Genomic DNA, 20,449 nt, shown 5'->3' with positions numbered 1-20,449 from the left:
ACCAGCATCGCCAATCCCTTGCCTTGCCCAAGTTTGAGCGCGAGCACGAGCATGGTCGCGGTGTCGCAGTCAACAGCGGCGCACGTTCCGTCCTGAATCGGTGCGTTCACAGCTTCCAGGGTGCGACGTCCGGGGGAGGTCCAGCGACAGCGCCCTAGTCCTGGTCGCGGGTGCCCGTCCCCCCCTCCCCAGGTCAGGACTCCGGCGGTTTCTTGGCGAGGATGCCGTCGGTGAAGAAGTTCAGAAGGGCAACGGCGAGATGCACTGCGGCCCGCGCTTCGGCGACGGTCTCGTCACGCGTGGGGTGAGAACCGCCGTGTCGGCTGGTCTGGCCAGTCCACAGCAGGCGCATCATCCGTGCGACCGTCTCTGCTCCGGCGCTGCTGGGCTCGGAGCCGATGCCGACCACCCATCGGTCCCGGGTGTTCTCCATGACCTTGATCATGGTGCCCAGCGTGGCTTTGCTGTTGTTCGGCTCCACCGTGGCGTGCGCTGCTGCTTCGACGGCCTTGATCGCCTCGCCGTACGCCTTCCCGGGTTCCGGATGCAGCGCGTACGCGGCTGTCCAGGCCCGCTTCAGGTGGTCGCCGGCCGACCCGCGTGCCGGGTCCTGGTCCGCGCTCGTCACGGCGGCCTTGGCGAGTGCTTCCACCGTCGGGTCGACGCGCTGACGCAGGCCCGCCCGGTCGGCGCGCAGCGTGTACGCAGACCTGCCATCGTCCAGGAGTTGTTGCAGCTCATCGCGCAGCAGGTAACGGGGCTGCAGCGCGCTCATCGCACCCACGGCAGCCAGGCGTCGATGACGTCCGGTAGTAGCGCGCGGGGCGTGCAGTAGGCAAGGTGGTCCACCCCGGGGTTCCAATCGGCGGGCGGATTTTCCCCCTCCACCAGCTCGTGCTGCCGACACCGGTGGGACTCGCGCAGGTCGCAGCGCAGCACGATGCGGTCCAGGTCTGTGTCGTTCTGGCTGATCGCGCGGTATGTCCAGTGCCGGAGCTGGGTTTCCAGCGCCCCGGAGACCGAAGTCCGCAGAGCAGGCGCAGTAGAGCTGGCCCGCTCGGACAGCGGTCGCCACAGGTCGTTCGTCGTCACAGGTCCACACTAGAGGCCCAGTTATTGAGGCAGAACGCAATTTCGCTTTGCCGAGCAGCGACGCCGGGAAGCGCGGGACATCGTCCCTCGCCGTCGAAGCCGCGCTGCCCTCTCCCTGGGACGGGCCGAGGCCAGCGGCGACCGCGCCGGTTCGGCCGGTGGTCATTGGTCCTCGTTGGGCTACAGCCGACGCGTCAGGGCGGCAGGTCGGGAGACGGCTTTGCTGTTGTGGGCCAGTTCGCCGGGGGCAGACAGGAAAAAGCACAGAAACACTGGCCAACCCGTGCGAGAGCATGTCAACGTAGACAACCTTGCAAAACCCCAGGTCAGAGAGGTGATTGCCTTGAGTGCCGTGCCCGACGCCCCTGGTTTCTCCACCACGATCGAGGCCCTGCGGCTGCGTGAATGGCAACTCGGTCCGGGCCAGCCCACGCTCGTGACGGATCTGTTCTCCGCAGAAGACTTCCACCTGATCGTGGACGACCGCGCGGACGTGCACGTCAGCAGCAAGGACGGCAGGTTCTACCTCGGCTGGTTCCCCAACGGCCGCCCCGGCCCCGACAGGGAGGGATGGATCATCGCTGTCACCGGTACGGCCCGTGTTCCTGGGTACCGCATGATGTTCGGCACGGAGACGCCGGCTGACATCGTTGTCGCCGCCGTGGCGCGCGTGCTGGAGACCTCGCGTCGCGTCTGACGGGTGCCGACAAGTAGTCCCTGACCGGAGGACACATTTCGTGTTCCATCGCTCACCGATCCCCGCCCCAGGAGGCTTTTCGTGACGTCCCCAGAGATGACCGTCCGCGAAGTGATCGATCTGCTGTCCGGCTATGACCCGGACGCCCCGGTCCGCCAGGCCGTGAATCCGTACTTCCCGATGGCTCACCGGCTGGCGCGGGTCGTGCAGAGCGTGGACGAGACCGGCCGGACCGTCGTCTACCTCGCCGAGACCAACGACGCTGACGCGCAGCTCGGCCACCTGCCGCCCGAAGTTGCCGTCGCCCTGGCCTGGCAGGGTCCCGTTCAGGCGCCCCCGCGCCGTCCCCGCCGCATTGCCGGCGGCCAGTAGAACCGCATCGAGCCCTTGGAGGCGCCCCTGTACCCCGACGTCCCTCTCTCTCCGTCCGCTTCGTCCGGCGGCCAGCCCGCGTTCTGGGTCGGTCCCCGGCATCTGGCCGGTGACGATGGGCTCCTCTACGACGCCGTCGCCGACACGCTCTCCGGGCTGGGTTGGACGAGCCTGACGATCGTCCGCGGGCGGCACGAACCGCACGACACGGACGAGGATCGCCAGGTCCTGCGCAGCACCGTCCTGCACATCAGCCCGGACACCCTGCGATGGGCCCAGTGGAGCTTGGTCGACGAGCCGTTCCTTCTGGGCGACCTCCCGATCGCGTGGCAGATCTCCGCCCGCGCCGAGACGGGCAGCCCCCTCGCCCAGTGGTCGGCCTACTTCACCCCCGACGTCCCGGGCGAGGCCGTGGCCGACTTCCTGGTCGCGCTCGACGCCCGCGATCAGCCGGCCGAACCCTTGGGGGGAGCCGAACTGGTCCTCGACGCTGTTGCCACGCACGGCTGGCTCCGCGACATCGACCGGCCCCAGGCGGCAGCAACGGACCCGACCTTCACCTCGCACCTCAGCCTCGGCGACGTACCGCCCCTCATCCAGGACGCCGACCCGCGCGCCCTGACAGCTCAGGCCGACGAGCCGGGACCAGCTGGATGGCAGGCGTGGGCCGAGCCCGCGCTCGGCGCCCCGTGCCTGTGGGCGGTGTCCTTCGGCCCGAGCGTTCCGCACGACCTCGTGGCCGCCTTCGCCTCGTCCCTCAGCTCGACCGCGCCGGTCCTGCGCCGGGTCCTGCCCGAAGCAACCCGGGAGCGCCTCCTGCGCGCCCCGGCCAACTAAGTAGGACTCGGCGCCTTCGAGCTCGAGGAGCGGGGCCTTCACGGGCAGGCCGACCTCCTGGACGATGTGATCGCCTACGTGCGGGCGGTCGGGCCCCGGCCGCCCCTGCGTCGATGGAGCGAGAGCCACTGAACGAGCTGCACCCGACCTCTCGCCAGCTCTACTGCTGAGTTATCCCACCGGCTTGAACGTCCCGCACTCCTGCCTGAACAGCTCCCCGACGTGCAAGGTCACCGTCAGCTTCGTCGCCTGGGTCACGAACTGGTTGGCGATGATCGTGCCGTCGGCGGCCGTCCGTTCCCAGTAGCAGTCCGAGAAGTGGCCGGACGCCACGTAGGTGCCGGGGCCGATCTCCTGCACACCGCCGGCGCCACTCTGGTCCAGCGCCTTCGGATGCGTCTTCACCTCGTAGTCGCCGCCGCTGATGTAGCGCTCGTAGGTGCCGGATGCTGCCTGCTGTACGGCGTCCGTCCACTTCGGACACAGCTTCGGAACGCCGAACTTCAGCATTGCCGCGCCGTCGTCGTCCATTTCGCCTGCCTCGGCAAGCCACTGCCCCGGCGACGAGTTCTCTGCCTGATCTGGCAGAGAATCGCAGATGTCCTGGACGAAGGCCGATGCCGAATCGTAGAAGCGGTCGTCGTACGCCCAGCCCTCCTCATCGGCCTTCTGGTCGATCTCGCCCTCGGGCCCGGACGCGTAGACCGGCTCCTCGTCCTCAACGGCTTCCTCGTCGCCCAGGCCCGCGTCCGGAAGCGTGTCGTCCAGCTCCTCCGTCGAAGCGGACACCGACGGACTGGCTCCCGATTCCTGGCCCGCCGCTGACTGGTTACTCCCGCAGCCCCCAGGGCTATGACCGAGATCACCGCAGCGGCTCCGGCCAACCCCCTACGCAATACCTTCATATTGCACATGCTTCCTTCACTTCGACCCTGAGGGAATATGTCAGCCGCGATCGATGATCATCTGTGACCGGGACGGCTTCGAGTTACGCCTTCGTCAAGCGCGGCGATCGACCCGATCAGGATCGGCGCCGGCTACTACCTCCAATCTGATGGCCCTGTCGCAGCGAAGCCGTACCGCCTCCTGGTGGAGGCGCTCGGCCGGTCTACCCGGGTCGCCATAGCGAAGTTCGCCTGGAGCGGGAGGGAGCGGCTGGGAATCCTCCAGGTTCGAGACGACGCCTCGTGCTGCACGGCTTCACTGGCCCGACGAAATCCTTGATCCCGCTACCCTCGCCCTGGCGCCTTTGCCACCAGTACCCGCGACGGGGCGACATCCGGCACACCATCCCCGAGAAGACCAACAGTTAGGCCGCCCGCCTGCGCTAAGGCTCACGCGGTGGACGACCACCGGGCTTCGACGAACAGCGATACAAGAATCGCAACACCCTTGAACGGGCCCTCAACCGTCTCAAACAGCACCGGGCAGTCGCCACCCGCTACGACAAACGCCGCTACGGCTACCTCGGCACTGCAACCGCCGCAGCCCTCAGTGTCTGGCTTCGAACATGATCGGCCGGACACGGCTTAGGGGAATGGCACCCACGGGCTCCGCCTGCCTCACCAGAACGAAGGTCCGCCTCCGGTACGCCGGAGGCGGACCTTCGCGCGTTACGGCCAGCGATCAGCCGAGGTCCTACGGCCCACGGGAGTGCGTCGATACGAAGGAGCCCCCAGCCGCGTGATGGCGGCTGGGGGCTGGGACTTTTCCGGCTCAGTTCGCCACCGTGGCCTTGGCGAGAGCCTTCTCAAGCTGGAGGTCGACGAGGGCAGGGGAGCCGGAGACGATCACCAGCACACTTCCCTTCCGGATCGCGACCTGCTTCATGACGGTGCTGCGCCCCGCGGCGGAGAAGGTCAGGAGCTGGCTCCACTGCTCATCTCCGAGTCCGTGGGGTGCGGGCAGCTTCTGGGCGGAGACGTCGATCGGGGTGTCGCCGGTGACGACCTGATAGGTCGGGCAGCCGGTCATCGCGTCGAAGATGCGGCCGGTGCCGTCGGACAGCGTGTTCGCACGGTCGCTGTAAAGCTCCTCGGAGACGTCCGAGTTGCTGCCCCCCGCGTACGTGAAGGCGGCCTTCGCCTGGTGCGCGAAGGAGGGCGAGCCGCCGGTCGCCGCGTCGCCGCCCAGCTTGCTCAGGGCCGGGCAGCCTACGACGGTGACGTCGTCGTGGCGGGTCGGCCGCTCGGGCTCGCGCAGGTAGCCGCTGCCGAGGTCGTGCTCGTCGAGCAGGCGCGCCTCCAGCGCGGCCGAGGACAGCGGAGCCGCCTGCGTTCCGGTGTCGGCCGGCTTCCGGGCGGAGGTGGCGGTGTCGGAGGTGGTAGGGGTGATTTCGGTGGAGCAGGCGGGCAGGGCGAGGAGGGCGGCGGTGATGCCGAGGGTGGTGGTGACGACGCGAACGCGCATGGCGGAACTGACCCCTTGGTGCTGGACGGTTGGTCAGTGCGGGCTCGTGGGCCCGGTGGGTTGTCGGGGTGGGGGTCAGTGGCCGAGGTGACGAAGGCAGTCCTCGAACGTGGCGTGTATGGCGTCCGCCGGCCCGGTGTGCCGGTTGTACCAGGCGGTGTCGAGACGGGTCTCCTGCTGCTGGTGGCCTGCCCGGCAGCGTAGCCAGATCTGATCACGGGTGGAGAGGATCAGCCAGTCCCGGTACGTGCCGCAGTCGGCGCAGGCGACCACTTCGCCATCGAGGACCAGGGGCTGCGGCCATGCCGTCATCCTGCCGTCGAGCTGGTCGTGGCTGGGTACCCGCAGCTCCGGCGGGAGGAAGTCGCCGACCGTGACGGCCGGCTCGCTGCGTTCCGGCTCGGCCGCCGGGTTCCCGAGGCCGGGAGGGACCAGGTCTTGCATCTGCTCCACCATCTCAATGAATTGGCGTTGTGCCTCGTTGGGCCCCTTCGCCCGACGGCGTATCCGGTGAAACACTCCGGCGTCCTCCTTGCTTCGTCCTGCTCGCGTCATGATCGTGCCTGACACGCCGGGTGGCTTCAATTCACAAAGCCCACAGTGGCCTTCGGGCAGCTCGGAAGCGCCTTCGTCACCGGGTCTTGCCCGATGCTTCCTCCCCGCCGCGTGACCGGCCGGGCGCCAGGGGCCGGGATGCTGCCTTGGGCGTCACGGACGGCGCCGCCGTCGTTGCGCTCTCAGACAGGCCCGAGGTGTCGGCGGGCAGGGCGGCCGTCTGCCGCAGTCGCCAGACCAGTACGTCGCTCACCGAGTCCGCGGTGGTGAGCTCACGGCGCTCCACCGCATCGGACAGGAGGGTGGCAGGGTCGTGGCCTGCTGCCTCGGCGTCGGCGATGGTCGCGGCCAGGGCGTACCAGCCGGGTTCTGCGAGGATCTGCTCCGCCAACTGCGGCAGCGCTTCGCGCAGCAGCACCGTCTGCCGCTGGAGCAGCGGCTGTCCCAGGCGACGGCCGCGCGCGTGGAGCACGCCGATGGGCTGGGCGGCGGCGGCCTGGTAGGCGGAGCGCAGATGTTCGGCGGCTTGCTGGGCGGCGGCGGCCTGCTGCGCATGTCCCTTCTTTGCGTGCCAGTGCATGGTCGTGGTGATGAGGAAGAGCAGCATGTCGATCGCCATCGCGGTGGTGGCGCCGTCCTCACCGCGGCCCAGCGCCGGCCCGCCATGGACGAGGTCGCGGGCAGCCTGCCGCAGGGCCCGGTCGTGCCCCCGCTCGGCCCGGACGTGGGAGCGGGAGGCCCGCTCGAAGGCAGCCGCAGCCTCTCGCAGTTCGCGACGGGTGTGGGCAGCAGACGTCTTCGCGAGCGCGTCTAGGACCTCCCCTGTCGCGGCGATGTGAGCGGCGGCGACCGCGTCGTCGCCGTGCTCGACGACGGCCACGGCCTGCCACGCGACGGCGGCCGTCCTGCGGCGGGCACCGGCAGGAGCGCGCGGTCCAAGACGGACCGCACCATCCTCCTGCCGGGACACCAGAGCGGACTGAATGCCGGTGCCGGACCAGCGCTCCCGGATGCGGGGCAGGGAAAGATCGGGGGCGAGGCGTGCGCCGGGGTAGAACACCGGCTCGTTGTCCTTGTTCAGGTCGTCGGGCAGGGCGACCTTGTATCCGAGGAGGTCTCCGGAGGGCGCGGCGCGCTTGCGGATCAGGAGGCCGGCAGCGGCCAGCCGGTCGAAGAACTCCTCCTCACCGGCCGTCCCGGCGACGGCGCGTCGCACCGTCTCCCGCAGTTCCTCGCGGGCGGTGCGTTCGCGGCCCTGGCGCTTGGCCTTGTGACGTTCGGCGCTGGTCGGGCGTTTCGCGGCGGTGTCATCCCCCTTGTTCAGGCGGCGCAGGCCCAGCTCGACTTCAAGGGCGCGAGCCTGGGCCTGGACGCGGTGGGCGTCGTGGTCGAGGTCGGGGTTGAAGCCGTCCTCGCGCACGAGGGTGGCGATGATGTGGATGTGGTCGTCGGCGTGCCGTACGGCCGCCCACCGGCACCCGGCACCCTGCGCGGGGGTGTCGATGCCGGCGGCGGCCACCATGCGTCGGGCGACCTCGCCCCACTCCTCATCACTGAGGATCCGGTCTTCCGCGGCGTTGCGGACCGAGAGGTGCCAGACGTGTTTCTTCGGTCGGGCCGCCTGCTCGACGTTCTCCACGGGCTGGTCGAGGAGCTGCTGGAGTTGCTGCAGCGTGGCGTTCGGATCACGGCCGGGGTCGCGGGCGTTGTTGTCCCAGGAAGCGACGAGGTGCGGGTCGGTGTGCTCCTCGAACTGGCCGGGCCCGTAGAGGTAGTAGAGGAGGCCGATGGTGCGCTGCCCGCGCTTCTGGATCCTGGGGATCATGCCGTTGGGAGGGTCCTAGTCCTGGTCGAGGAGCCGGTCGGTGGCGTGCTGAACGCGCTGGACTGCGCGGTGGGTGGCGGCGAGGACCGCATCCAGTTCGGCCGGGTGTGCTCCGGCGTTGACCGCTCGGGCGATCTGGTTGAGATTGCTGCCGACGTGGCCGAGGTACCGGCGGGCGGCGAAGAACTCGGCGATGACCTCACGCTCGCTGGCGACGGCACTTGCGGTCCGTTCGAGGTCGCGGGCGGCGGACAGCGCGGCGCGGGCGAGGAAGCCCGCCGGGGTGAGGCCCGCGGCCTTCGCGCCGGCGGTGATGCGATCGAGTTCGTCGTCACTGAAGCGGGCGTTACGCACGTGCGGGCGCTGGCGGCGCTGGTACTTGCGGCGGCGGACACGCGGCTGCTCAGGTCTGTCCTGTGTCCCTGCTGGCTGCGATCCGCCCTCGGTCGCAGCCTCCACGTCTGGCGACCCCCGGCGCCGGACGAGCCCCTGCCCCACGGGGGCGGGGGAACCCTTGGATACTCCGCTCAAGGCGGAGTATCCAAGGGGATAACTTGCTCGCCCCGAGAATGAGTTGGAGTCGGGAGCAGGTTCCGGGGTGGTGCCCTTTCGGGGCGGGATCGTCACGGGAATTCGGGCCTCACAGAGCGGATGCGGTGCTGGATGGTCGCGGCCAGCGTGATGACCTCGGCCGCTCCCGTCAGGACACGGACGGGCCCGTCGGGCTGGTCCTGGACGAGCCATTGGCCGTTCGGCGCGCGGACGGCCGAGTGCAGGAGGCGCCGGCGGACGAGGACGTCCGCCCAGGCGCCGGCCTCTGCGGCCGTGGGCTCGCATGAACGAAGCGGGAGCGGAATCACGATGCCTCCTTGAAGGGGCGGGTGGCCCGGCCCGCTGGCCGGGCCACCCGATACGGATACTGCGCTGAGCTGCGGATTTGCCGGGCTATCCGCACTCGGGGCAGCGCCCGACGTGGCTGTTGAGCGCCCTCGCCATCCGCTGCTTCGCCGAAACAGCCTGTTTCGCGCTGGACTTCGCCGACGGCCTGCCCGCGTGTCGCTCGGAGTGGGCCAGCATGAAGCCGATCTCCCGCTCGTACTCCGCACGGACGATCTTGAACTTCGGGCAGGTCTTCATCGGGTGCTCCTTGTCTTCGTGGTGTCCTCGGTCCGCAGCTCCTGGAGGACGAGGCTCAACCGGTCGTTCCGGCCGCCCTTCAAGCCCTCTCGGCGGAGGATCTCCCGCAGCTGGACCCGAGTGACGGACTCGTTGCCGTCCCGGTCGAGCAGGGCCGGGACATGGGGACGAACCTGCTGGACGAGCTGGCCCACCGACCGCTCCGGCTCACGCGACGGATGCTGCGTCTGCGGAGTCCGGGACCGGCCCCCAATCCCTGGGCCTTTCGTCTTCGGCGACGTCTCCCGCCGTAGGGGAACCTTGTGTCCCTGGTCCCCGGTGGGTTCGGTCCCCGCGTGGGTCGGTCCCTGGTCCCCGGTGGGTTCGGTCCCCGCGTGGGTCGGTCCCTGGTCCCCGGTGGGTTCGGTCCCCGCGTGGGTCGGTCCCTGGTCCCCGGTGGGTTCGGTCCCCGCGTGGGTCGGTCCCTGGTCCCCGGTGGGTTCGGTCCCCGGGTCCATAGGAGCCAGGGAGTCCGTCAGACCGGTGCTCGGTTCCCGTGGCTCCCGGTCCCCGGCCGACCCTCCGGGACCGGCCGCATCAGTCGGCGTACCCGGGGCTTTCTGCGAGGGGACCGCGGCAGCCGCAGCGACCTGGTGTACCGGGGACCAGGGTGAGGCCAGTGGGACCGTGGCCAGCGCGAGTGCGTGGCGTCGGGCGGCGAGCAGATCGAGCAGCAGTGCGCGCTGGCGCGGGTCGGTGCCGACCGAAGCCCTGCCCAGTGCCCGCGACAGCCGCCGGGTAAGCCGCCGGCCGCGCCATGACTGCTGCTCCTGGGCCGTCCGCTCGGCGAGGCGTGCGGCGAGGTCGACCGCGCGAGCGGTGGCCCGATCCCGGGTGATCTGGGCAGCGTCGCGGTCTCGCGCGGCGATCCCGAGGCGGGACAGAAGCCGCTCGCGTGCCTCCCGGCTCAGGGTGGCGAGCAGGCCGTGTGAGGCGGCGCCCGGGGTACGCAGGCGTACCTCGATTCCCATGGCCAGATGCCACAACGTCGCTGCCATGATCGGGCCGACGAAGGCGCGGACCGTGCCGCCGATGGGGCCGCTCTCGGCGAAGGCGGGGATCACCTGCACCGTGGTGATCACCCAGACCAGGGTGCCCGGCAGCCCAGGCGTGCCCTGGACGGCTAGGTTCTGCCGTGCCATCAGCGCGGTCGCGAAGAGCGACAGCTCGGCCGCGGCGAACATCCCGGCCCGCTCGGCGGTGCCGGCCATGTCGAGGTAGTCGGCGGCGAAGCGCCAGCTCGTGTCCGCGCTGTAGGCGGTGCAGCCCAGGGCGGCCAGAGCGGCGACGTGGACCGCCGGGCCACGCAGGTTCTTCCCCGGTGGTGTGCCGCGGCGCCTGACGGTCCAGGCGGTGAGGGCCAAGGCGAGAGCGGCGGGCACGCCAGCGGCGAGGAGGAGGGGGAGGTCGACGGCGGCGCCGAGGGCCAGAAGGTGGGTCATGCGGCCTTTCCGAGAGAGGCATGCGCCGGAAGCTGTGCCACCGGACGGGACGTCGGCTTCCGCGTGCCGGGTGCTGTGAGCGCCGGTCGGGCTGCGGCGGGGGCGGTCTTCTTCCGCTTCTTGGCGGGCCGTGGCACGCCGTGGTTACGGTCGCGGTCGAACACCTTGTTGGCGGCCTGTCGGAGCAGGTCACGGGCGTGCTTGGGGCTGATGCGCAAGGCGGAGGCGAGCCGGTCGGGCCGCCAGCCGCTGACGTAGGCGTGGTCGATGACGACCTGCCGCTCGGCCTCGGTCAGGTGCACGTCCCGCCCCTGGAAGAACGCGCGGATCCGCTGGTAGTCGAGGCGGTGGCGCAGACCGTCGTGCCACGGACGTCGCTCGGCCTGGGTGAGCCCGCCCCAGACGCCCTCCTTGAGATCGTTCTCCAGGGCGTAGGTGAGGCAGTCGCGACGGACCGGGCACAGGCCGCAGAGTTCCTTGGCCTCAGCGATCGCCTCGTGGTCGCGGGGGAGTGGGAAGAAGACGGCGTCGGCGTCTTCGGGGTCCATGCCGTGGCAGACGCCGCGGGACTGCCAGCTGGTGTCACCGATGCCGCGCAGGCCGGTGACGGGCGCGTCGTGGGTGGTGATGTGGCGCAAGGGATGTCTCCGATGTGCTGCCGCGTCGGCCGGTCTGGGCCTGGCCGTGGAGGTACGCGGCGTCGGGTGCCGGCGGCAGCGCGGACGTGCGCTGCCGCCGTGGCGGGACGGTGGTGAGGCGGCGGTGCAGGGAGGGCACCAGCCGGGTGGGCCGGTCAGGCCATGGCGGGCTGCTGGAGCCGTTCGGTCTGCTGGGCCTGTTGGGCGGTGGCGAGTTCGAGGCGGCACGGGTGCGGCTCGGTGCGCAGGGTGGTTCCGCGTACAGCGCCGGTAGGGCTGATCCGGCGGCGGCGGCATGGTTCTCCCTGCTGTGCCTGGCACCAGTCGCAGCGGACACCGAGGGCGTCGGCCTGTCCCTGGGCGATGGCCTCCTCGCGTGCGGCTCGGGCGGGCCGGTAGGGCGCGAGGGCGGCTCGGGCGGCGGGCGGGATCGGGGATCCGACCTGCTTCAGCCGGGCCTCCAGCTTCGGATCGATCTCGTCGCGACCGCTGGTGATGGCCCTGGCCTGGGCGGGCTGGGCGGTGCCCACGGCGACGGCGTGGCGGGTGCCGATCAGTTCGGCGGTCCAGGCGGACTGGTCGTCCGGATCGATCGACGGCGTGGGGTCGGAATGCCGGGCCAGGCGGTCGCGCCGGTAGCCCTCCCAGGGGCGGCCGATGTCCGCGGGCAGGATCGGGTACGGCGAGACGCGGATGTGCTTCTTGGCGGTGACGCGGGCGTCCCAGCCGTACGGGGTGGCGATCGGCACGTCTTCGAGCAGCTCGTGCCACTGATCGAGCTGTTCGCGGACCTCACCGTCGTCGGTGCGGATGAGGCGGGGGTCGAGCCGGCCGATGTAGGCCAGCAGGGCGGCAATTTCGCGGCGGTCCACGGTGGGGCTACTCCGTTCCGGTCGGTCAGAGGGCAGCGAGGAGGGCAGCCTGGTGCGCCTCGGTGCGGGTCATGGCGCGTGCAGGGCGGTCCCCGGAATCCGGCGTGGCGTGCAGGGCGCGGGGAGCCGGGGGGTGCTCACGGGCCACCCACGCTCGCCAGTCGGCAGCCCAGGCATCCGGGGAGCGCGGCTTGAAGTCCGCTCGGTGCTGGCGCCACTTCGCGTCGGCCGCCAGCAGGCCCTCCTCGCCGAGGCGGTCGAGGTGCCCGTGCTCCTGAGTCCAGGTGTGGGTGGCTGGGTCGATCTCCCACGCGGCAGCCGGGACGACCGCGGCACCACCACTGCTGTACCTACGGTTCAAATCCGGTTCACTACGGTTCTGTGTAGCGGAAACCGGTACACCGCTGTGCCGGTTTCCGGTACGTCGAGGTGCCGGATTCCGTCGGGACCTGCCGGTTTCCGGTACTGCCGGTTTCCGGTCCCTCGCGGGGGAAACCGGCACCTCGCGGGGGCGGATTCCGTACCGGCGCAGGACCGAGAGCCGCAGCTGCAGGTGTGGCTCGGGCTCGTCCGCCGCCTCCTGATCCTCGCCCTCCTCCTCGGCCTCGGCCAGGGCAAGGGCCTTCGCGGCGAGGGGGAGGCGGTAGACCGTGCTGCGCTGCGGGCCGACGAGGTCGTCGAGTTCCTCCAGCTCGTCGGCCTCCTTCAGGCGGACGAGGGCTTCACGGACGGTGGAGACCGAAGCGCGGGTTCGCTTGGCGAGGCTCGACAGAGAGGCCCAGGAGACGCACTGCTCGTCGGGCACCCGGTCGGCGATCGACAGCAGGACCAGGCGCGAGACCCCCTTGCTGGCGCTGTGTTCCCACACCCACTCGCGGGCTTCGCTGCTCATCGGCCGCTCCCGCCGGGGGAAAGGCGCCGGCGGGTACTGGGCGTCGTGGTGACGCGCTCCGGCCCGGGGCATGAGGGCGCCGAGGCGGAGGTGTCTGCCGCGCAGGCCGAGCGGAAGGGCCTTTTGCGCAGGGCAGGAGGCATGTAAGAATCCCCTTTGCAGTGTTGCCACGCTGACGCGCCCCGTAGCAAGGGATCAGCGTGGTGATGGTGGGCACCCCGCCTCTCAGGACTTAGCCGAGTCCTGGCGATGAGGCGTTACGTGCCGTCAAGCGTTCGGCGTCCGGGATTAGCCGTCTCGGGCGCCGTCGCTGTATACGGATCCAGGTAGTCCGTGCTTGCTGTGCTCCTCTCGCCGTGCGGCCCTCGGGGTTGGCCGGGGGACGACGAACATACGCACGCAGCCGCGTCAAGATCCAGAGTTGGTACTTAATCTCTGTAGTAGTTGCAGAGAGTGATGCCTCTTTCGGATCGCGTAGCCGCGCGATCGCAGGAGGGGCAGGCGCATCGCCCTGCCGGGCTGTACCCGACCTGGGATGGTGCGCGGTGGAGGCGCAGGGCAGGGCGTGCCGCACATGCGTTGCGGATCACGTGCTTCCACTGCCGTTCGCGCTTTCCGCTCGAAGATCAAAAAATCGATGTCGCGCCAGACGTGATGCAAGTCGCTACTTGAATGTGGTGTGCGCCACCTCATTCAATGTCTCGCCGCCGGTAAACACGAAGGAGTCACCCTTGGGGGCGGCCCGCGTCACACGGAAACGTGCTGGCGAGGAAGAACTTTCCATATTGGGGATCATCGCGTCAACTGGTGTTAATGACGAGGTAGGGTGGTTGAACCGTGACGGGATCTCGTGTCTGGAAAGGATCATGGAAGAGTCAGCAGAGGGCGGTCCGCCGAGTTGCCAGGCGGTAACTCTGGGCGAGCGGCTCAATCGCCTCTTTGAAGCAGTGCACCCCCCTGGCCGTGGCCCCTACAGCAACGCTGAAGTTGCAGCTCTGATGGGGGAGCGGGGTCTGGAGTCGGTGACTGCCACGTATCTGTGGATGTTGCGCACCGGCAAGCGGGATAACCCGACGAAGCGTCACCTGCAAGCGCTGGCAACCTTTTTCGGTGTCCCCCCGGGTTACTGGTTCGACGATGAAGTCGCCGAAAAAACGTCGCAGGAACTGGAGTTGCTCCAGTTGCTCCGCGATTCGAAGATCAAGAACGTCTTGCTCCGCCTATCCGATGTATCCGCGGACGGAAAGGATGCGGTTCTCGGTCTCGTGGACAGTGTCAGGGAAATGGAAGGGCTTCCGCCCTCCGAATAGCCGGTCTCCGGCTGCAGTTCAGAAAAGATCAAGGAACGCAATGTGGCCTGCGCGTAGGCGCCGCCAGGGTGATCTCCTGGCCGAGCTAGACCTGCCCCACGTGACAAATATCCGCGACTTGCGCAACGAGGTCGCTCGTCGTGCGGGTCGGACGGTAGTCCTGGAACCGAGGGAACAGGCTCCCTCGGTGTGCGGGGCCTGCGCCGTCACGCAGAGTGCGATCTACGTGTTCTATGACCCGCGGACGAGCCCCATGCACCAAGATCACATCATCGCCCACGAGTTCAGCCACTTGCTCCTGGGCCACCACGAGGACCGCCCGATCTCGGCCCTGGCCTCATCGCTCATCACCACGATGGACCCTGCGGTGGTGCAGATGATGCTCGGCCGAACCAAGTACGACGACGCCGAGGAGCGCGAAACCGAATCCCTCGCGTCACTCCTGCAGCGCCAGATCATCGACTGGTCGCTCCGTAGCGACGACTCATCAGGAGACGACGTGCAAGACCGCGTCACGCACACCCTGCTGCGCCGGCGGGAGGCACGGTCATGAAAGACGCGCTCCACCCGATCAGCCTCGTCGTCGCCATCCTGGGATTCCTCTGCCTCCTACGCGACCTTCCCGGACGGCGCCGCGACCCTGCCTCCATTGCCCTGGCCGCGTTCTTCCTTCTATCGGGCATGTCCTTCGCGTTCTCGATCACCCCAACATGGCAGTACCTCGACCGCGCGCTGGGCATCGTGAACTTCTCCGTACCACTGGCGATGGGATGCGTGGTCGCACTCATGGCCTGCCAGCAGGTCGTCCTCACGTACTGGGGCTCCACGCCGGACGTGGCGCGCCGGAGAGCGAAGGCATGGCTCGGCGCCGGCCTCGCGGTGATCGCGGGCCTCCTGGCCCTGTTCGCCCAACTCACGCCCAGCACATCGCGGCCGGAAAACTTCACGCTGTACTACGCCCACGACGACGCCTACGCCGCCTACCTCACCCTCTACATCGCGGCCTACACATTCGCCGAGGTGTACCTCACCCGCGCCTGCTGGCGCCTGGCACGCCGCAGCCCCCGCCTCTCCGTACGCTCTGGTCTTCGCATCGTCGGTGCCGGAGCCCTCGTCACCCTGGGATACAGCGCCGTCCGGATCGGCGACGTCGTCGCAGGAATCTTCGGCGGGTCCCTCGCGAACTGGGAGAGCTTTGCCTGGATCTGCGGGGATACCGGCGCGCTGCTCACCCTCGTCGGCTTCCTCATCCCCGCCGCCGCCGACCAGTTGCAGCAGACCCTCTACCGGATCAAGCAGTACCGCAGCCATCACGGCCTGCGCCCCCTGTGGCTGGCCTTCTACAGCGAAGCCCCGGAGATCGAGCTGCCCCTCGACCGCGTCGATCCGGCGCAGCGCCGTCGCTTCCGCGGAATCGGAATCCGCCTCTACCGACGAGCGATCGAGATCAGGGACGGTCGCTTCGTGATCCGTCAGTACCTCGATGCTGACGTCCGTGAGCAGAGCGAGGCTCGCCATCGGGCAGATGGCCTCATCGGCCACGAACTGAACGCGGCCGTCACCGCCGACCAGATCCGCGCCGGCATCCAGGCCCGCGCTGCCGGAGTACGCCCTGCCGCCGGCCGCCTCACCGACTTCGCCGACGCAGAACGCCAGACCGCCCAGCCGATGGACGACATCAACGCCCTCCTCGACGTCGCCCACCACCTGACCCGTGAACCTGCCCGCGCCCCCCACCGTGAGCGAGTCCCCGCATGACCCCCGACCTGACCGCCCAGCCCGCCCACGCTCAACTGCGAGCCCTGCAAAGCGGCGAGATATCCAGCCGCGAACTTCTCGACCTCCACCTGGCCCGCATCGACGCCAGCTCGATCAACGCCGTGGTCACCCGCGACGATGACGCGGCCCACCGCGCGGCCGAGGCCGCAGACAACCGCCGCGCCCGCGGCGCAAGCACCGGAACCCTCGACGGCCTCCCGCTCACGATCAAGGACGCCTTCGAGACCGCCGGCCTGCGCACCACCAGCGGCGCAGAGGATCTGAAGGACCACGTTCCACAGCACGACGCCGACGCGGTCGCCCGACTCCGCCACCAAGGCGCAGTGATCATGGGCAAGACCAACCTTCCCGCCTACTGTCAGGACCTGCACACCGACAACAGCCTGTTCGGCGCGACCCTCAACCCGCACGACCCACGTCACACCGTCGGCGGTTCTTCCGGCGGCTCTGCTGCGGCCGTCGCCGCCCACCTCACCCCCGCCGACCTCGGCAGCGACCTCGCTGGCTCGCTTCGCCTTCCGGCTCACTACTGCGGCGTCTACGGCCTGCGACCCACGCTCGGCCTCATCCCGGCCCGGGGCCACATACCCCGCCCGCCGAGATGGATCACCAGCAGCGACATGGTTACCCCCGGCCCCCTGGCACGCCACCCTCGCGACCTCGCTCTGCTCCTCGACGCACTGACGACACCAGCGCCCGCCGAGAACACCCCTTGGCGCCTCCAGCTGCCCCTCGCGCACCGATCGATGGACCAGCTCCGCGTCGCGCTCTGGGTCGAGGACCCGAACTGCCCCGTCGACGAGATGACGGCCCAGACACTCGACGCCGTCCAGCATGCGCTGACTGCCGCTGGAACGAAGGCCCGCCGCACCACGGGGCCCGTCAGCTTCGCTGATTCCCTCCGGCTGTTCGAGCAGCTCCTGCACGCCACCGCGACCGCCACCAGCGACGACGCAGCCGGCGCCGCCGAACTTGCCGCCGCTCGGGAACTGCAGGAAGACGACACGAGCCCGCGCACCGTGATGCTTCGTGCCCGGACGCAGACACACCGCACCTGGCTCCGCGCCAACGAAGAACGCCTCCGCCTCCGTGAGACCTGGCAGCGCTTCTTCACCGACGCCGAGTGCGACGTACTCATCACGCCGGTCGCCCCGACCCCTGCCATCCCGGCTGGCAGCCGATCCCTCGCGGTCGACGGCGTCCAGCGGAGCTTCTTCGACCAGACCGCCTGGGCCAACCTCACCAGCCACGTTGGTCTGCCCAGCCTGGTCGTACCGGTACTCCGAACCGAGGGAGGACTCCCGATCGGCGTGCAACTCGTGGGACCGGCGTACTCGGATCGAACCCTGATCGCCGTAGCCGAAGAACTTATGTCACTGGAGATACCTCGCTAAGCGTCGAGGGAAGAAGCATAGCGAGCCAGCGGCACATCACTTCGAGACAGGAAGTGACGGCGTTCTCCCATGGCTCACCATGGTCGCCAGCCCTAGGGCGGATCGGCCCGGGCGCCGCCCCACGGCGAAAGGGCGGCAATACCCGGGCCAGCGCCAGCTTCTACTGCGGCCCGCCCCCCGTGGTTGCCCGAGGCTGATGGTGATCCTTGAAAGGCAAAGAGCGCCATCAAGCGGGCGCAGTAGGCTCGAACCAACGTCCGCTCCGCCGCTCAGCGTGAGGCTCGGCTACGCGAGAGCTTTCGATTCGGGATCTTGTGGGGGAGAGTCCCGTGGCGGACAAGTCGGGCCTGCCCCAGGAGCCCCCGCCCATGTCGCCCCAGGCGAACTATGTGTACGACGAGGCCAGCGCTCACCACTGGGCGGAGGTCACGCGTGACGCCCCTGATGCGTGAAGGAGCCCAGGCAGCCGAGTAGATGTCTCGACAGGCGCCCAGCAGCTCCGTGTGCGTCATGCTGGGGGCGCACTGAGAAGAGAGACGCGCTGGTCAAGGTCTGCGGCACCGTGGATCTTCCGCTTCGTGTAGAGCGTCAGAGTGGCGCGGATCTGGTTCAGCTCCTGGCGGGCACGGTGCGAGTCGAGGTCGCCCATCAAGTCCAAAGAGCGGCCCCACATGATGACGGCCTCCTCGGGGCGGATCTGGGCGGCGAGCGCGTTGCCGATGTTGGCGAGGGTGAGTGCGCGCCCCCGGCGATAGGTGTCCTCGACTCGTTCGTTCAACGCTTCGCGGTAGTGACGTTCGGCCGCCGCGTGGTCGCCCATTTCCGTCAAGGTCCGGCCTGTGTGGGAGGCCACGACCGCGGCAGTGGGGCCGGCGGCTGCCGCGTAGAAGGGGAGGCCGCACGATCCGGCGGATGCGGCTTCCTGTGCTGCGGCGATCAGACTTGCAGCTGCAGCGCGGTTGCCGTTGGCACCGTGGGCTCGGGCGGCAGTAATGAGCAGGAGCGCCTCGGTGTGCCGGTCGACGCGGCCCCGCGCGCGGGCGAGCGCGGCTTCGGCCAGATCAACGGTTCCCGCCGGGTGACCGAGGTCGAGGGCCTGGTGGGCGAGTGCCCGCATGGTCCACGCGGCCAGCCCGGCCGGGTCGGCCTCGCAGGCGAGTTGGAAGGCGAGGTTGTAGAAGTGCTGTGCGGGGCCGGGTTTTCCGGCGTCGTGGCATTTCCAACCGACCAGCGTTGCGTGGGCGGAAGCGGCCTCGAATGCGCTGCGGCGGACGTCGCTGTTCTGAAAAGTGCCGCTGAGCATGGGGGAGATGACGTCGCTCAGGAACACGGCGATGACGGCGAGCCCGTGTCCGCCGCCGAGACGTTCGTCAGCCGCCCGGAAAGTCTCGGTGAACTGACGCACCGTGGCTACTTCGGAGGTGCTGACTCGGCGGTTCGTTCCTGCGTCGCGCAGGGTCGCAGCGGCGGTCTGGGGGGTGATCACCGAGAGCGGGTATGTGAGCGCGGTGTAGGAGAAGGCGACCTTCAGAAAGTCGCGGCGGTTGTTCACGATGAGTCTCCCGAGGTCGTATGCGCGGGCCTCGGGGGGCGCGACCGTGAGCTCGGTGCTGTTTCCTTGGCCTAAGCCGAGTTCGGTGACCGTCACGGGCCGCCGCAGTTTCCTGCTGAGCGCCTCGGCCACGTAGAGGGGGGTGTCCCCGGCCGGTATGGCACCGCTTGCGACCCAGGCATGGACAGCGGAGCGGGAGGTGCGCACGGTGACTCCCGCTTCTGCCGCGATCGCCCTGGTCGCCTTGGCCAGCGTTTCGTACGTGAGGCCGGACTCCGCGAGGATCTCGGCCAGTTTGTCGTTGCGCTCTCTGCGTGCTGTCACAACCCCCCCTGGCGGTTGCGGAGAACAGTGCACCTGTCCTGCGCCCGTCCACGCTATCGCCGCGACGCTCCGCAGACTTTCGGACCGACGATGCTGCGGGCCGACCGATCGTCCTCGCCTGCTGATGCTCAGCCATGTTCACGGCCTCGTGTCTAGAGCACCGGCGGGCGTCCCGCGCGAGTCAACCGCCATACGGTGGTCCAGGAGATGGGGCTGCGCTCCCCGTGACCGCCGCGCAGCCCCTCCCACAGACCGACGAACCAGGTGGCCAGCGCCCTGGGCGAGGAGAGGGTTCGGTAGCTGGTGATGCCGATCCAGGCCCCGATGTAGAGGGGGACCAGCAGCGCCGGCAGACGTCGGTAGGCGACCCAGACACGGTTGCGCGCGACCAGCCGCATGTACAAGGCGTGGCGGGCCGGGTCCGTTGCCGGGTGGTGGACGATCACCTCGGGGGCGTACCAACCGGTGTGACCGGCGTCCCAGATACGGAACGCCAGATCGAATCCCTCGTGGTAAAGGAAGAAGTGGCCCGGCCAGCCGCCGACGCGGTCGAAAGTCTCGCGACGGACAAGGAGGACGCCCTCCGCCATCGTGGTGACGGTTCCGGGGCGGGTGGGGTCACCTGCCCGCAGCCGGGGCACCCACCGGCGGACGGTGACACCGGTGTCGGGGTCGCTGATGCGCGGCTGGATGTAGGCGGCCTCGGGGTGGCGACGGGCCTGCGCGACGAGCTGGGCCAGGACATCGTGTGTCGGCAGAACGGCGTCGTTGTCGAAGAAGAACAGGTACTCGCCCGCGTCAGGCCCGGCGAGGGCGGCGGCTCCGACATTGCGGCCTTCGGGGATGCCCACGTTCTCCGGCAGGGTGACGACCTTGACACCCTCCGGGACGTGATCGGGGTGGCAGCCGTTGCCGACGATGACCACACGCAGGTCGATGCCCTGCTGGGCGAGGAGGGAGGCCATGGCCTTCGGGAACTCCTCCGGCCGGTCGTTCATGGTCAGCACGACCGCATCGACCTGGGCGAGCTTCGGGGGGACGCTCATGCCGGCTCCGGGATCACGCTGCGGGTCCGCGGTGGCTCTCGCTGCCAGCCAGTCAGCCACCTTGCTCTCCCTCGTGTCGTTCTACGGCCCACCATACTGGTTGCGATGTCGGCTTCTGTGCTGATGTTGGCGGGCCGGCTCCAGGTCGTCAGCGAGAAGAACTCCCGTTCGCATGGGATGCCCGGCTGCACGAGATTCCGGTGATCCCAGTGAACAGCCCTGTGACAAGCAGCGACA

General features: G+C 69.4%; 23 protein-coding genes and 1 pseudogene. 9 read left to right on the top strand and 15 right to left on the bottom strand.

Annotated elements, in window-relative coordinates; all coding sequences use genetic code 11:
* Positions 1 to 193 precede the first annotated feature (193 nt).
* Together HEK131_RS21915 and HEK131_RS21910 are read right to left on the bottom strand one after the other, a co-directional pair.
* Positions 194 to 775: a hypothetical protein gene (locus tag HEK131_RS21915; protein ID WP_244336719.1), complete on the bottom strand. Its 582-nt coding sequence runs from the start codon at positions 773 to 775 to the stop codon at positions 194 to 196.
* The gene (locus HEK131_RS21910; protein ID WP_244336718.1) at positions 772 to 1,092 is read right to left on the bottom strand and encodes a hypothetical protein; all 321 of its coding nucleotides are present in this window, start codon (positions 1,090 to 1,092) and stop codon (positions 772 to 774) included. The genes HEK131_RS21915 and HEK131_RS21910 overlap by 4 nt, the downstream gene beginning before the upstream one ends.
* Before the next feature lie 343 nt (positions 1,093 to 1,435).
* Between HEK131_RS21910 and HEK131_RS21905 the strand changes: the two genes are divergently transcribed.
* The 3 genes from HEK131_RS21905 (at position 1,436) to HEK131_RS21895 (ending at position 2,998) form a co-directional block, all read left to right on the top strand.
* Entirely contained in the window at positions 1,436 to 1,789 is a 354-nt protein-coding gene (locus HEK131_RS21905) for a DUF317 domain-containing protein (protein ID WP_244452104.1), read from the top strand.
* An 81-nt stretch (positions 1,790 to 1,870) separates the two neighbouring features.
* Positions 1,871 to 2,161, top strand: a complete 291-nt coding sequence (locus HEK131_RS21900) for a hypothetical protein (protein WP_244336717.1) — start codon at positions 1,871 to 1,873, stop codon at positions 2,159 to 2,161.
* A gap of 15 nt (positions 2,162 to 2,176) precedes the next feature.
* A complete protein-coding gene (locus HEK131_RS21895) occupies positions 2,177 to 2,998 on the top strand; it encodes a DUF317 domain-containing protein (protein WP_244336716.1) in 822 nt (273 codons plus the stop codon).
* Positions 2,999 to 3,169: 171 nt separating this feature from the next.
* On the opposite strand, the gene HEK131_RS21890 is transcribed toward HEK131_RS21895, so the two are convergent.
* Positions 3,170 to 3,787 (bottom strand): hypothetical protein, encoded by a 618-nt coding sequence (locus HEK131_RS21890; protein WP_244336715.1) that lies wholly within the window; start codon positions 3,785 to 3,787, stop codon positions 3,170 to 3,172.
* Positions 3,788 to 4,006: 219 nt separating this feature from the next.
* Here HEK131_RS21890 and HEK131_RS21885 point away from each other — a divergent pair.
* Positions 4,007 to 4,250 (top strand): annotated as a pseudogene (locus HEK131_RS21885) (Ku protein); the annotation flags it as partial.
* A 464-nt stretch (positions 4,251 to 4,714) separates the two neighbouring features.
* Here the strand turns inward: HEK131_RS21885 and HEK131_RS21880 are convergent.
* The 10 genes from HEK131_RS21880 to HEK131_RS21835 form a co-directional block, all read right to left on the bottom strand.
* On the bottom strand, positions 4,715 to 5,407 hold the full coding sequence (locus HEK131_RS21880) for a hypothetical protein (protein WP_244336714.1): 693 nt from the start codon (positions 5,405 to 5,407) through the stop codon (positions 4,715 to 4,717).
* Positions 5,408 to 5,482: 75 nt separating this feature from the next.
* Positions 5,483 to 5,926, bottom strand: coding sequence for a hypothetical protein (locus tag HEK131_RS21875; protein WP_244452103.1), 444 nt, complete (start codon positions 5,924 to 5,926; stop codon positions 5,483 to 5,485).
* 112 nt (positions 5,927 to 6,038) lie between these two features.
* On the bottom strand, positions 6,039 to 7,787 hold the full coding sequence (locus tag HEK131_RS21870) for a relaxase/mobilization nuclease domain-containing protein (protein ID WP_244336713.1): 1,749 nt from the start codon (positions 7,785 to 7,787) through the stop codon (positions 6,039 to 6,041).
* A 15-nt stretch (positions 7,788 to 7,802) separates the two neighbouring features.
* Positions 7,803 to 8,246 (bottom strand): plasmid mobilization protein, encoded by a 444-nt coding sequence (locus HEK131_RS21865; protein WP_432215660.1) that lies wholly within the window; start codon positions 8,244 to 8,246, stop codon positions 7,803 to 7,805.
* Between the two features lie 164 nt (positions 8,247 to 8,410).
* The gene (locus HEK131_RS21860) at positions 8,411 to 8,647 is read right to left on the bottom strand and encodes a hypothetical protein (protein WP_244336711.1); all 237 of its coding nucleotides are present in this window, start codon (positions 8,645 to 8,647) and stop codon (positions 8,411 to 8,413) included.
* Between the two features lie 85 nt (positions 8,648 to 8,732).
* Positions 8,733 to 8,924, bottom strand: a complete 192-nt coding sequence (locus tag HEK131_RS21855) for a hypothetical protein (protein WP_244336710.1) — start codon at positions 8,922 to 8,924, stop codon at positions 8,733 to 8,735.
* Entirely contained in the window at positions 8,921 to 10,405 is a 1,485-nt protein-coding gene (locus HEK131_RS21850; RefSeq protein WP_244336709.1) for a hypothetical protein, read from the bottom strand. The genes HEK131_RS21855 and HEK131_RS21850 overlap by 4 nt, the downstream gene beginning before the upstream one ends.
* Positions 10,402 to 11,043 carry a WhiB family transcriptional regulator gene (locus HEK131_RS21845; protein WP_244336708.1) on the bottom strand — a complete coding sequence of 214 codons (642 nt, stop codon included), beginning with the start codon at positions 11,041 to 11,043 and terminating at the stop codon, positions 10,402 to 10,404. The genes HEK131_RS21850 and HEK131_RS21845 overlap by 4 nt, the downstream gene beginning before the upstream one ends.
* A gap of 155 nt (positions 11,044 to 11,198) precedes the next feature.
* Complete coding sequence (locus HEK131_RS21840; protein WP_244336707.1) at positions 11,199 to 11,915, bottom strand: zinc finger domain-containing protein; 717 nt, start codon at positions 11,913 to 11,915, stop codon at positions 11,199 to 11,201.
* A gap of 25 nt (positions 11,916 to 11,940) precedes the next feature.
* Entirely contained in the window at positions 11,941 to 12,807 is an 867-nt protein-coding gene (locus HEK131_RS21835; RefSeq protein ID WP_244336706.1) for a helix-turn-helix domain-containing protein, read from the bottom strand.
* Positions 12,808 to 13,673: 866 nt separating this feature from the next.
* On the opposite strand from HEK131_RS21835, the gene HEK131_RS21830 reads away from it, so the two are divergent.
* From HEK131_RS21830 to HEK131_RS30170, 5 genes are all read left to right on the top strand, one after another.
* Positions 13,674 to 14,117: a helix-turn-helix domain-containing protein gene (locus tag HEK131_RS21830; RefSeq protein WP_244336704.1), complete on the top strand. Its 444-nt coding sequence runs from the start codon at positions 13,674 to 13,676 to the stop codon at positions 14,115 to 14,117.
* Between the two features lie 253 nt (positions 14,118 to 14,370).
* On the top strand, positions 14,371 to 14,670 hold the full coding sequence (locus HEK131_RS21825) for a secondary metabolite protein (protein WP_244336702.1): 300 nt from the start codon (positions 14,371 to 14,373) through the stop codon (positions 14,668 to 14,670).
* Positions 14,667 to 15,875, top strand: a complete 1,209-nt coding sequence (locus HEK131_RS21820; RefSeq protein WP_244336700.1) for an MAB_1171c family putative transporter — start codon at positions 14,667 to 14,669, stop codon at positions 15,873 to 15,875. Before HEK131_RS21825 ends, HEK131_RS21820 begins: the two co-directional genes overlap by 4 nt.
* Positions 15,872 to 17,290, top strand: a complete 1,419-nt coding sequence (locus HEK131_RS21815; protein ID WP_244336698.1) for an amidase family protein — start codon at positions 15,872 to 15,874, stop codon at positions 17,288 to 17,290. The genes HEK131_RS21820 and HEK131_RS21815 overlap by 4 nt, the downstream gene beginning before the upstream one ends.
* Positions 17,291 to 17,619: 329 nt before the next feature.
* Positions 17,620 to 17,742, top strand: a complete 123-nt coding sequence (locus tag HEK131_RS30170; protein ID WP_279614270.1) for a hypothetical protein — start codon at positions 17,620 to 17,622, stop codon at positions 17,740 to 17,742.
* A 56-nt stretch (positions 17,743 to 17,798) separates the two neighbouring features.
* Here HEK131_RS30170 and HEK131_RS21810 read toward each other — a convergent pair whose 3' ends face one another.
* Positions 17,799 to 19,166 (bottom strand): tetratricopeptide repeat protein, encoded by a 1,368-nt coding sequence (locus tag HEK131_RS21810; protein ID WP_244336696.1) that lies wholly within the window; start codon positions 19,164 to 19,166, stop codon positions 17,799 to 17,801.
* Between the two features lie 152 nt (positions 19,167 to 19,318).
* On the bottom strand, positions 19,319 to 20,212 hold the full coding sequence (locus HEK131_RS21805) for a glycosyltransferase family 2 protein (RefSeq protein WP_244336694.1): 894 nt from the start codon (positions 20,210 to 20,212) through the stop codon (positions 19,319 to 19,321).
* Between the last annotated feature and the right edge of the window lie 237 nt (positions 20,213 to 20,449).

Source organism: Streptomyces seoulensis, assembly GCF_022846655.1.
In the GTDB taxonomy this organism is placed as follows: Bacteria; Actinomycetota; Actinomycetes; order Streptomycetales; family Streptomycetaceae; genus Streptomyces.
This window is presented reverse-complemented; position numbering and strand designations above follow the sequence as displayed.